Genomic DNA, 9,865 nt, shown 5'->3' with positions numbered 1-9,865 from the left:
TGCCCAGGAAAGGACTCGAACCTTCACGGCCGTTAAGCCACTGGCACCTGAAGCCAGCGCGTCTACCAATTCCGCCACCTGGGCCCGGGCCGGTTAGTACGGATCGGTTGCGCGCTTGTCAAATTGGCAAACTGTGACGCAAATGCGCTGTACAGCGCCGGCCTGGTGGCGTATCGCGAATTCTCTAAAACCTTCCGCCATTGATCGAATTTGACCCTAGGAAATGAAGCCATGGCATCGAATCTGGACACGCTGGTCACGGTTTTCGGAGGATCGGGCTTTCTGGGGCGGCACGTGGTCCGCGCGCTGGCCAAGCGCGACTATCGCATCCGGGTCGCGGTGCGGCGGCCGGAATTGGCCGGGCACCTGCAGCCGCTCGGCCGGGTCGGCCAGATCCACGCCGTGCAGGCCAATCTGCGCTACCCGGCCTCGGTCGAGGCCGCGATGCGCGATTCCGACGCCGCCATCAACCTGGTCGGCATTCTCGCCGAAAGCGGCGCCCAGACCTTTAACGCGGTGCAGGGCGAGGGTGCCGGAGCCGTGGCCAAGGCGGCGGCCGCCGCCGGCGCCGCCATGGTGCATGTCTCCGCCATCGGCGCCGACGAGAATTCGCCCGCCCGTTACGCCCGCGCCAAGGCGGCCGGCGAAAAAGCGGTGCTGGCGGCCGTCCCCTCCGCCACCATCCTGCGGCCATCGGTCGTGTTCGGCCCCGAGGATCAGTTCACCAACCGTTTCGCGGCGCTGGCGCGGATGTCGCCGGCACTGCCGCTGATCGGCGGCGGCCTGACCAAGCTGCAGCCGGTCTATGTCGGCGATGTCGCGACCGCGGTCGCCGACGCCGTCGAGGGCAAGACCAAGCCGGGTGCGCCTTACGAACTCGGCGGCCCGGAAGTGCTGACGATGCGCGAGATCATGGAAATCATTCTCGCCGTCACCGAACGCCGGCGCATGCTGATGCCGTTGCCGTTCGGGCTGGCGAAATTGCAGGCGCTGTTCCTGCAGTTCGCACCGGGGGATTTCAAGCTGACGCCGGACCAGGTGGCGCTGTTGCGATCGGACAATGTGGTGTCGGAGGCGGCGAAGGCCGCCGGACGCACGCTCGAGGGCCTGGGAATCACGGCGGATTCGCTGGAAGCGATCGCCCCGCAATATCTCTGGCGCTTCCGCAAGACCGGCCAGTTCGCGCACCGGGGCGCGTGATTTATCGGCGGGGACGGGCTGTCATCGTCATTGCGAGGAGCGCAGCGACGAAGCAATCCAGCCTTTTCGTTCAAATGGATTGCTTCGCGGAGCCTGTCATCGGGCGGCGCTTCGCGCCGACCCGTTGGCTCGCAATGATGCGCGCTGAGACTTACCGTCCCATCGCCAGCGCGACAAGGCCGAGCGTGCCGACGATGACGCGCCACCACGCAAACAGCGTGAAGCCGTGTCGGGTGACATAAGTCAGGAACGTCTTGACCACGATCATCGCGGTGACGAACGACACCACGAATCCGATCGCGATGATGCCGGTGTGATCGAGACTCATGTCGGCGCGGTTCTTGTAGAATTCATAGGCAAAGGCGCCGACCATGGTCGGGATCGCCAGGAAGAACGAGAACTCCGCCGCCGCGCGCTTGTCGGCGCCGAGCAGCATCGCTCCAACGATGGTAGCGCCGGAGCGTGACACGCCGGGAATCATTGCGAGGCACTGCGCGAAACCGATCGCGAGATACATCGGCAGCGGGAACGTCGTGGCGTCGTGTTCGTGCGGATCGAGTTCGAGTTGATCGACCCACAGCAGGATCGCGCCGCCGACGATCAGCGAAAAGCACACCACCCACGGATTGAACAAATAGGCCTTGATATAATGACCAGCTGCGGCACCGATCACCGCCGCGGGCAGGAACGACACCAGCAGACCGATGACGAATCGCCTGTCCTCGGCATTGGAGAACATGCCGAGCGCCACGCGCCATAATTTGCCGAAATAAAGGGCGACGATCGCGAGGATGGCGCCGAGTTGAATCAGGATGGAAAAGCTGTTCCAGAAGTTGCCCTCGCCGAGATTGAAAAATCGCTCCGCGAGCAAAAGGTGGCCCGTCGAGGAAACAGGTAGAAATTCCGTGACGCCCTCGATAATGCCGAGAATCACCGCCCGCAATGCATCAGACATCATGACCAAAGTCCGTTATGATCCATTTCGATCGAAAAGCCGCGTTCTTCTCGCCTATTCGTGCCTTCGCCGCAATCTCAAAAACGCAAAAACACAGGTTGCCTCCTTCGTCTGCTTAGGTAGTTTGGCGCGCGGTCGCTATACGCGACTGCACGCCTGACTCGCTTCGAGGCGGAGAGGATTTCTTAAGCACCGCAAAATTATCAAGGGCTCATGTACACACTGTTTCATCATTCGTTCTGTCCGCATTCGCGCTTTATTCGCCTGGCGCTGGGCGAACATGGCCTCGATGTGCGGCTGGTGGAAGAGCGGGCCTGGGAGCGGCGCGAGGCGTTTCTGGCGCTCAATCCGGCGGGCACCACTCCGGTGCTGATATCGGAGGGCCCGCCGGCGATACCCGGCGCCGGCATCATCGCCGAATATCTCGATGAAACCTACGGAACCGAGCTCGGCGACCGCAGGCTCTTGCCGTCCAGCATGGACGAACGCATCGAGGTGCGCCGCTTGATGGCGTGGTTCAACGAGAAATTTTTCGAGGAGGCTTCCAATCCGCTGGTCACCGAGCGCATCTATAAGCGCTTCATGAGCGAGGAACATGGCGGCGGCGCGCCGGCGGCCGACGTGATTCGCGCGGCCAAGGCCAATGTGCGCTATCATCTGGCCTATATCGGCTGGCTGGCGCGGACGCGGAACTTTCTGGCCGGCGACCGCCTGACCTTTGCGGACCTCGCCGCCGCGGCGCATCTTTCGGCGATCGACTATCTGGGCGACGTGCCATGGATCGAGGACGACGCGGCAAAGGCGTGGTACGCGCGGGTGAAATCCAGACCCTCGTTCCGCCCGCTGCTGAGCGAATGGCTGGCGGGCGTGCCGGCGTCGCGCACCTACGTGGACCTCGATTTCTGATTCGGCCGATCGAGTTAAACGCCAATGTCCCGGTGGCACCGGTGAGCCCCCTCTCCCGCAGGGAGGGGGTTGGGGTGAGGGGTTCAGCTCTATCGATGGGGCATAACCCCTCACGCAAATTGCTGCGCAATCCGACCTCTCCCTATGGGAGAGGTGAAGACCTGATCGCCCCGCTATGACGGAAGATCTGAAAACTGCGCTCGCGAGCGAAGCCCGCGCGCTGGGATTCGATTGCATCGGCGTTACAGCGCCGGGCGTGCTCACTGAGGCCGGCCGGCACTTTCGCGACTTCCTCGAGGCCGGCGCGCATGGCGACATGGACTGGCTCGCGGCGCGCCCGGAGCGCCGCACCGATCCGTGCGCGCTGTGGGCGGACGTGCGCTCGATCGTCATGTTGGGAGTCAATTACGGGCCCGATGAAGATCCGTTGGCTATCCTGCAAGCGCGGACGCGCGGGGCGATCTCGGTCTACGCGCAAGGCGACGACTATCACGACCTGATCAAGAAGCGGCTCAAAGTGCTGGCGCGATGGCTGGTCGCTGCTTCCGGCTGCGAGGTCAAGGTATTCGTCGACACCGCCGCGGTGATGGAAAAGCCGCTGGCGCAGGCGGCGGGACTGGGCTGGCAGGGCAAGCACACCAATCTCGTCTCGCGGCAATTCGGTTCATGGCTGTTTCTCGGCACTATCTTTACGACGCTCGATTTGCCGCAAGGCGAATCGGAGCCCGATCATTGCGGTTCGTGCCGGGCCTGCCTCGATATCTGCCCTACCTCCGCGTTTCCCGCGCCTTACAAGCTCGACGCACGGCGCTGCATTTCCTATCTCACCATCGAGAACAAGGGCCCGATTCCGCGCGAATTTCGAAAAGCCATCGGCAATCGAATCTATGGCTGCGACGATTGCCTCGCGGTGTGCCCCTGGAACAAGTTCGCGCAGGCAGGCCATGAGGCAAAACTCGCCGCGCGCGATGAATTGCGCGCGCCCGCCCTCGCCGAACTCGCCCAACTCGACGACCCGGCGTTCCGCGCGCGATTTACAAAATCGCCGGTCAAGCGCATCGGCCGCGACCGTTTTCTGCGCAACGTGCTGATCGCGGTCGGCAACTCGAACGACAGCACTTTGGTCGGCGAGGCGGAGCGCCTGGCGAATGACGACAGCCCGCTGGTACGCGGCGCCGCGGTGTGGGCGCTGTCGCAATTGATGGAGCGGGAGGAGTTTGACGCGAGGGCGGCTGAAGCGATCGGAGCGGAGGCGGAGGCGATCGTGCGGATGGAGTGGAATGCTTGGGCTGGCCCACACTTGATTTAACGCCACAAATTCCGGCATGGTCCCGTGCCATGACCAATCAGCCCTTCTTCACCAAAGACCGCGACGCCTTCATTCCCACCGACGCCGCGCGCGGACCATGGGACCCGAACTCGCTGCACGGACGTGTCATCATCGGCCTTTTGGCCTTCGTGATCGAGCAGCGCCATAGCGGCGACGATTTCGTGCCGGCGCGGCTGACAGTGGACATGTTCAGGCTGCCGACGCTGGCGCCGATCGAGGTCAGGACGCGGCCGGTCCGCGACGGCCTGCGCATCAAGGTCGTCGAAGCCGACTTCCTTTCGGGCGGCGTCGCCATGGCGCGCGCCTCCTGCCAGTTGCTGCGCAAGACCGAAAATCCGCAAGGCACGGTGTGGTCGCCGCCGAACTGGGACGTGCCGGCGCCCGCTGCCATTCCCCCGCCTGCCGATCCGCGGCTCGGCATGAACGGCAAATGGACCACGCGGCCGATCATCGGCGCCATGGGCACCGTCGGCCCGCGGCGGCTGTGGATGGCCGAGGTCCGCGATCTCGTCGAAGGCTCAGCCCTGACGCCGTTCGTGCGGGTTGCGGTATCAGCCGATTTCGCCAGCCCCTTCGCCAATGCCGGCGATCAGGGCTTGGGCTATATCAACAGCGACGTCACGCTGTATCTGCATCGCCTGCCGGTGACGGAATGGATCGGCTTCGAGGTGGTGAACCATCACGCCGCCGACGGCGTCGCGATCGGCGAATGCTGGCTCTATGACGAGCACGGCGCGATCGGGACATCCACGGTCGCCGCGCTGGCGCAGCGCAAGCCGATGGCCAATCCGAGCCAGCGGGATGTGATGCGCAAACCGTAAGTCGTCATTCCGGGGCATCGCGCAGCGATGAACCCGGAATCCATAACCACGATCGGGAGTATGGATTCCGGGTTCGCCGCTTCGCGTCGCCCCGGAGACGATGGGTGGGCGTGGCTCCGCGCATCAACCGTCCAGATGCCGCTTCATCTCCGGCCGCGCCTTCAACGCCGCGGCCTGCTTGGCAAAGATCTTCGCCATCCGCTCCGGTACAAAATTCATGTCGACAAAGCCGGTCGCGGTGTTGGCGACCTCGTGGTACTCCGCGATTCCGCCGCCGCGCAGCCGCATGATGGCGACGCCCTCGAACATCGCGCGCGCGCCATTGGCCTCCGGCAGCAATGAGCGATAGCTGAACGTGTAGCGGGCATAGAGCATCTCGCCGTCGCTCACGGGTTCATGCATATCCCAGCGGAAATCGGTCGCCGTGCGATAGAACCAGTCGTCGATCATTTCGGCGATGTTGGCGTGGCCCGTGAATGTGCCGTAGAACACGTCGTGATAAACCCCGTCCTCCGTGAACAGCTCGGCGAATGCTTTCCCGTCGCGTTGCTCGACGGCGTCGCAAAAGGCGCGGAGCATGGTGCTCACATTCATGGCGTTTCTGCCGGTGAACCGATCTCCGCCACCGCCGCGAGGATCCGCGCGATGTCCTGCGGCCGCGACAGCCGGTGATCGCCGTCCTGGATCATGGTCAGCACCACGTCGTCGCTGGGCAGCCGATGCGCCAGCGCGAAGGCGTGCTGCCACGGCACGTCCGGATCCTGCGCGCCCTGCAGGATGCGAACCGGGCAGCCGACCTCGATGGCGCTGCCGAGCAACAGATGGTTACGGCCCTCCTCGATCAAAGCGCGGGTGATCGGATACGGGTCGCCATCGCCATATGGCGACGGCCGCAGCCACACGCCCTTGCTCTCGATCTCCTTTTTGACCTCAGGCGAAAAGCCGTTCCACATCAGTTGTTCGGTGAAATCCGGCGCCGGCGCGATCAATACCAGGCCGGCCAGCGGGCTGCGCCTTTGCGGACGCTTTGCAACCTCACGCGCCAGCAATAACGCCATCCAGCCGCCCATCGACGAGCCGATCACGACCTGCGGGCCGGCACAGAACTGCTCGAACACCGCCACGCTCTCTTCCAGCCAGCGCCCGATGGTGCCGTCGATGAACGCGCCACCGGAGTCTCCGTGGCCGGAATAGTCGAACCGGACGCAGGCGCGGCCGTGCTCGGCGGCCCATGCGTCCAGCGCCAGCGCCTTGGTGCCCTGCATGTCCGAATTGAAGCCGCCCAGCCAGAACAGGCCGGGGGCGGCGCCGTTGCGGGCGCGCACCGCGATGCGGCGCGCCGCGTTCCCCTGGCCTACTTCGATAAAGGTGGGCGGCTGCCCGATTGCCGCGGAACTGGTCATGGGATCGCATCTCCGGTTCGCTGCTGTTTGAGTGAGCACGGCCGATCCGTCAACGGACGCCAATACCGGACCTTTGGGCGATAGCGGCGCTTGCGGAATGCACCCTTCCCCTCTATGTGGGCTGGTCTGAACGTTCCGCTCCGGTCCGCGTTGTCAGCGTGACCAAAATGCCTCGCATTTGATGCTTTTCTCAGCCGGCGGCGCGAGTTTGCTTGCCCGCAGCACCTTATTCCTTCAAACTACCGCCTTCGTTCACAACCTTGGAGAGCTACCCATTCGCCGTCCCAACAGAGCCCCGCCCGCTGCCACCAAAGACGGGCCGCGCACCAACGATGAAATCCGCAACGCCACGATTCAGCTGATCGATCAGAACGGCACGAACCACGGCACGGTCGAGACAGTCGCCGCCATCAAGATGGCCCTCGAGGCGGGCATGGACCTCGTGGAGATTTCGCCCAATACCGCTCCTCCCGTCTGCAAGATCATGGACTACGGGAAGTTCAAGTATTCGGCGCAGAAAAAGGCCGCGGAAGCCCGCAAGAAACAGAAGGTGGTCGAGATCAAGGAGATCAAGCTCCGGCCCATGATCGACGATCACGATTACGAAGTGAAGATGCGCGCGATGCAGCGCTTCTTCGAGGAAGGCGACAAGGTCAAGATCACCCTGCGCTATCGCGGCCGCGAAATGGCGCATCAGGAAATCGGCACCAAGCTGCTGGACAAGGTCAAGGCCGACGTGGCCGAATACGCCAAGGTCGAGCAGGACGCGCGTTTCGAAGGCCGTCAGGTGGTGATGGTGCTGGCGCCACGCTGATTGAAAATCAGCCATTCGCGTTTGTGAATATTGAATACGGCCCGCCGGGCGATCTGGCGGGCTTCTTTTTGGCATCTTGCGGATCTCAGCCCCGCGTGGCCTGCCAGCGGCCGCTGCAGTTTCCGCTGGAAAGTCTGGCGTTCCAGCGGCCCACGCCGGTGCTGCCACCGAGCCTGCCGCTGCCGGTCGCGACCGCGCTGCCGGCCGAAATCCTGACCACGACGCCGCCGCCACGGCCGACATTTCCCGACACGTCGGCAGCGCCCGCCGACGAGATGCGGCCGCCCGAGACCTGGAAGGGATAACTGTAGGCGGGGTCGCAACTGCCGGCCTGGGTGATGATCAGGACGTTCCAGATTCCGTCGTAGCCGCCGCCCATGCGGGCGGTCTTGGCATCGGCGGCGACGGGCGCCGCCAATGCGGCGAGAAAGGCGGCGGCAAATATCCCGCGCCCGACGCGCGAGGACCGCAAATCGGCAGAAAAGGCTATCGGTCGGGCTGATGTCATCATGTTTCCCCGCTTGTTGGCTGCGCCGTGGGTGCCGTCAGCCTATCTGACAAACAATACGGTTTTGCGGTTCATCGTTGCCAATTCGGTGCGGTTCTGCCATAAGCCCAGGCTTCATCGCCCGGCTGATCAAGGGCTGCCGTGGCAATGCCCATGCTGGTTGTCTCATTTCGGAAATAACCCAGCATCTTCAACGCTCTAACGAGCATTTTAGCCGCGAAAGCGCCTTCTGGGCGCGTTTTTTCTGCGGCAACAGGAGAGCCAAATGCCCAAGCTGAAGACCAAGTCAGGCGCTAAAAAGCGCTTCAAGGTGACTGCCACCGGCAAAGTAATGGCCGCCCAGCGCGGCAAGCGCCACGGCATGATCAAGCGGACGAAGAAGCAGATTCGTCAGCTCCGCGGCACCCGGGTGCTGTTCAAGACCGACGGCGACAACATCAAGAAATATTTCTTGCCGAACGCCTGATCGCTCTCGCGGTCCCATCGAGCCGAGCCGCGTCCGCGCGGCAGATCCGTCACCATTTTCATCTGAAGGAGACCCGTCATGTCTCGCGTCAAACGCGGTGTGACCTCTCACGCCAAGCACAAGAAAGTCTACAAGGCCGCCAAGGGTTTTTACGGCCGCCGCAAGAACACCATCCGCGCCGCCAAGGCCGCGGTCGAAAAGGCCGGGCAATATGCCTTTCGCGACCGCAAGCGAAAGAAGCGGACCTTCCGCGCGCTCTGGATCCAGCGCATCAATGCCGCGGTGCGCCCGTTCGGCATGACCTACAGCGTCTTTATCAACGGCCTGTCCAAGTCGGGCATCACCGTGGACCGCAAGGTGCTGTCGGATCTCGCCATCACCGAACCGGCGGCGTTCCAGGCGATCGCCGAAAAGGCCAAGGCCGCGCTGGCGGCCTGAGGTTCGAAATCGCTGCGGCGTCTCGCAACTCCGGTGTCATGCCCCGCGAAAGCGGGGCATCCAGTAACCACCGACCAACATTTTTGACCCCGGGGGTTACTGGATCATCCGCTTTCGCGGATGATAACAGCCCTATGTGCTGGGCTGCGCGCGCTCCCAACAGGTGATCGTCGCCATGTCCAATCTTGCCCAACTCGAATCCCAAATTCTCGCAGACATCGCCGCCGCAGGCGACGAAGCAGCCCTCGAAGCCGTGCGCGTTTCGGCGCTCGGCAAGAAGGGTTCGATCTCCGCGCTGCTTTCGACGCTCGGCAAGATGTCGCCGGACGAACGCAAGACCGAAGGCGCCAAAATCAACCTCGCCAAGGATGCCGTGACGCAGGCGCTGACCGCGCGCCGCGAACTCCTGAAATCCGCGGCGCTCGACGCGCGGCTGAAGTCCGAGACCATCGACGTCACGCTGCCGCTGCGCGAGGCGCCGGCGGAAGCGGGCCGGATTCACCCGCTGAGCCAGGTGATGGACGAACTCACCGCGATCTTCGCCGACATGGGATTTGCCATCGCCGAAGGCCCCGATATCGAGACCGACGACTACAATTTTACAAAACTGAATTTCCCGGAAGGCCACCCGGCGCGGGAAATGCACGACACCTTCTTCTTCAATCCTGGGGAAGACGGCTCGCGCATGCTGCTGCGCACGCACACCTCGCCGGTGCAGGTGCGCACCATGCTGACGCAGGCGCCGCCGATCCGGATTATCTGTCCGGGCCGCACCTATCGCATCGATTCCGACGCGACGCATACGCCGCAGTTCCACCAGGTCGAGGGCCTCGTCATCGACAAGGGTTCGCATCTCGGCCACCTCAAATGGATCCTGCACGAGTTCTGCAAGGCGTTCTTCGAGGTCGACCACATCAACATGCGGTTCCGGCCGTCGTTCTTCCCGTTCACCGAGCCGTCGCTCGAGGTCGACATCCAGTGCCGGCGCGACAAGGGCGAGATCCGCTTCGGCGAAGGCGAGGAC

The 9,865-nt window shown here is 63.6% G+C and carries 12 protein-coding genes and 1 tRNA gene; 8 read left to right on the top strand and 5 right to left on the bottom strand.

Translation table 11 applies throughout. The features are described from left to right. Positions 1-84 (bottom strand) — tRNA-Leu (locus QZ213_RS18450). Between the two features lie 147 nt (positions 85-231). Here QZ213_RS18450 and QZ213_RS18445 point away from each other — a divergent pair. Then, positions 232-1,200 carry a complex I NDUFA9 subunit family protein gene (locus QZ213_RS18445; protein WP_291687530.1) on the top strand — a complete coding sequence of 323 codons (969 nt, stop codon included), beginning with the start codon at positions 232-234 and terminating at the stop codon, positions 1,198-1,200. Positions 1,201-1,351: 151 nt separating this feature from the next. On the opposite strand, the gene QZ213_RS18440 is transcribed toward QZ213_RS18445, so the two are convergent. Next, positions 1,352-2,158, bottom strand: a complete 807-nt coding sequence (locus tag QZ213_RS18440) for an undecaprenyl-diphosphate phosphatase (protein ID WP_291687529.1) — start codon at positions 2,156-2,158, stop codon at positions 1,352-1,354. A gap of 210 nt (positions 2,159-2,368) precedes the next feature. Here QZ213_RS18440 and QZ213_RS18435 point away from each other — a divergent pair, with 210 nt between their 5' ends. From QZ213_RS18435 to QZ213_RS18425, 3 genes are all read left to right on the top strand, one after another. Continuing rightward, positions 2,369-3,061 (top strand): glutathione S-transferase family protein, encoded by a 693-nt coding sequence (locus QZ213_RS18435; RefSeq protein WP_291687528.1) that lies wholly within the window; start codon positions 2,369-2,371, stop codon positions 3,059-3,061. Between the two features lie 175 nt (positions 3,062-3,236). Further along, the gene (queG, locus tag QZ213_RS18430; RefSeq protein ID WP_291687527.1) at positions 3,237-4,370 is read left to right on the top strand and encodes a tRNA epoxyqueuosine(34) reductase QueG; all 1,134 of its coding nucleotides are present in this window, start codon (positions 3,237-3,239) and stop codon (positions 4,368-4,370) included. A gap of 29 nt (positions 4,371-4,399) precedes the next feature. Continuing rightward, positions 4,400-5,212 carry an acyl-CoA thioesterase domain-containing protein gene (locus QZ213_RS18425; RefSeq protein ID WP_291687526.1) on the top strand — a complete coding sequence of 271 codons (813 nt, stop codon included), beginning with the start codon at positions 4,400-4,402 and terminating at the stop codon, positions 5,210-5,212. 123 nt (positions 5,213-5,335) lie between these two features. On the opposite strand, the gene QZ213_RS18420 is transcribed toward QZ213_RS18425, so the two are convergent. Continuing rightward, positions 5,336-5,806: a nuclear transport factor 2 family protein gene (locus QZ213_RS18420; RefSeq protein WP_291687525.1), complete on the bottom strand. Its 471-nt coding sequence runs from the start codon at positions 5,804-5,806 to the stop codon at positions 5,336-5,338. Then, entirely contained in the window at positions 5,803-6,615 is an 813-nt protein-coding gene (locus tag QZ213_RS18415; RefSeq protein ID WP_291687524.1) for an alpha/beta hydrolase, read from the bottom strand. The genes QZ213_RS18420 and QZ213_RS18415 overlap by 4 nt, the downstream gene beginning before the upstream one ends. A 274-nt stretch (positions 6,616-6,889) precedes the next feature. Here QZ213_RS18415 and infC point away from each other — a divergent pair, with 274 nt between their 5' ends. Continuing rightward, positions 6,890-7,429 (top strand): translation initiation factor IF-3, encoded by a 540-nt coding sequence (gene infC / locus QZ213_RS18410; protein WP_079573138.1) that lies wholly within the window; start codon positions 6,890-6,892, stop codon positions 7,427-7,429. Positions 7,430-7,514: 85 nt separating this feature from the next. Here infC and QZ213_RS18405 read toward each other — a convergent pair whose 3' ends face one another. Continuing rightward, positions 7,515-7,937, bottom strand: coding sequence for a hypothetical protein (locus QZ213_RS18405; RefSeq protein WP_365885072.1), 423 nt, complete (start codon positions 7,935-7,937; stop codon positions 7,515-7,517). A gap of 265 nt (positions 7,938-8,202) precedes the next feature. Between QZ213_RS18405 and rpmI the strand changes: the two genes are divergently transcribed. The 3 genes from rpmI to QZ213_RS18390 form a co-directional block, all read left to right on the top strand. Further along, positions 8,203-8,403 carry a 50S ribosomal protein L35 gene (gene rpmI / locus QZ213_RS18400; protein WP_100415670.1) on the top strand — a complete coding sequence of 67 codons (201 nt, stop codon included), beginning with the start codon at positions 8,203-8,205 and terminating at the stop codon, positions 8,401-8,403. Positions 8,404-8,481: 78 nt separating this feature from the next. Next, entirely contained in the window at positions 8,482-8,841 is a 360-nt protein-coding gene (rplT, locus tag QZ213_RS18395; protein ID WP_079565766.1) for a 50S ribosomal protein L20, read from the top strand. A 175-nt stretch (positions 8,842-9,016) separates the two neighbouring features. After that, positions 9,017-9,865: phenylalanine--tRNA ligase subunit alpha (locus QZ213_RS18390; RefSeq protein WP_291687522.1), on the top strand; the 849-nt coding region annotated here is incomplete at its 3' end.

It is taken from the genome of Bradyrhizobium sp. (assembly GCF_017881085.1).
Classification (GTDB): domain Bacteria; phylum Pseudomonadota; class Alphaproteobacteria; order Rhizobiales; family Xanthobacteraceae; genus Bradyrhizobium.
Note: the sequence above shows the minus strand (reverse complement) of the source record. Positions and strands in the feature narration are given on the sequence as shown.

What these genes read in the sequence shown, in the direction of transcription:
- QZ213_RS18445 (WP_291687530.1), top strand. Translation starts at nt 232, where the DNA reads ATGGCATCGAATCTGGACACGCTGGTCACGGTTTTCGGAGGATCGGGC.
- rplT (WP_079565766.1), top strand. Translation starts at nt 8,482, where the DNA reads ATGTCTCGCGTCAAACGCGGTGTGACCTCTCACGCCAAGCACAAGAAA.
- QZ213_RS18405 (WP_365885072.1), bottom strand. Translation starts at nt 7,937, where the DNA reads ATGACATCAGCCCGACCGATAGCCTTTTCTGCCGATTTGCGGTCCTCG.
- queG (WP_291687527.1), top strand. Translation starts at nt 3,237, where the DNA reads ATGACGGAAGATCTGAAAACTGCGCTCGCGAGCGAAGCCCGCGCGCTG.
- rpmI (WP_100415670.1), top strand. Translation starts at nt 8,203, where the DNA reads ATGCCCAAGCTGAAGACCAAGTCAGGCGCTAAAAAGCGCTTCAAGGTG.
- QZ213_RS18415 (WP_291687524.1), bottom strand. Translation starts at nt 6,615, where the DNA reads ATGACCAGTTCCGCGGCAATCGGGCAGCCGCCCACCTTTATCGAAGTA.
- QZ213_RS18435 (WP_291687528.1), top strand. Translation starts at nt 2,369, where the DNA reads ATGTACACACTGTTTCATCATTCGTTCTGTCCGCATTCGCGCTTTATT.
- QZ213_RS18420 (WP_291687525.1), bottom strand. Translation starts at nt 5,806, where the DNA reads ATGAATGTGAGCACCATGCTCCGCGCCTTTTGCGACGCCGTCGAGCAA.
- QZ213_RS18425 (WP_291687526.1), top strand. Translation starts at nt 4,400, where the DNA reads ATGACCAATCAGCCCTTCTTCACCAAAGACCGCGACGCCTTCATTCCC.
- QZ213_RS18440 (WP_291687529.1), bottom strand. Translation starts at nt 2,158, where the DNA reads ATGATGTCTGATGCATTGCGGGCGGTGATTCTCGGCATTATCGAGGGC.